Origin of the sequence: Methylobacterium sp. WL6, from assembly GCF_008040095.1 — a bacterium.
Taxonomy (GTDB): Bacteria; Pseudomonadota; Alphaproteobacteria; order Rhizobiales; family Beijerinckiaceae; genus Methylobacterium.
On record NZ_VRVH01000670.1, the window covers coordinates 1 to 584 of the forward strand.

Sequence of the window (584 nt, forward strand, 5' to 3'; positions counted from 1 at the left end):
CCTCAACGGTGTCGACACCCTGGCCAGCGTCAGCGGCACCAGCTTTACCGCCGCTGTCGCCACCCCGATCGGCGCCGGGACGGTGACGGTGAGCGTCGTCGACGCCGCCGGCAACGCGGGTGCTGCGACCAGCGCCGCCTACATGACCGCGGCCCCAGTGCCGTCCCCTGCTATACTCGACACCCTCGTCTTCCGCGTGTCGGGTGACAGCTACCAGGGTGATCCGCATTTCCAGGTGCTGGTGGACGGCCATCAGATCGGCGGCACACTCACCACCAGCGCGTCGCATGCGGCAGGCCAGACGCAGGACATCACCCTCACGGGCCAGTTCGGCACGGGTGCGCACGACATCGCGGTGCAGTTCCTCGACGACGTCTACGGCGGCAGCGCGACGGCCGACCGCAACCTCTACGTCCATCAGGTCAGCCTCAACGGCCAGACCCTGGCGGGCGACGCCGCCGACAACCATGCCGGCTACAACAGCGGCGGCGTCGCCAACATGTTCAACAACGGCAGCGCGGACTTTCACACCCCCGCGACATCGGTCGTCACAGTACCCGCTACGCCAGTGATCCCCGCGCCCG

The 584-nt window shown here is 68.7% G+C and carries 1 protein-coding gene; it reads left to right on the forward strand.

What is annotated here, in order from left to right; translation table 11 throughout:
* On the forward strand, positions 1-584 hold a 584-nt coding region (locus FV230_RS29100; RefSeq protein ID WP_281408349.1), incomplete at both ends, for a carbohydrate-binding domain-containing protein.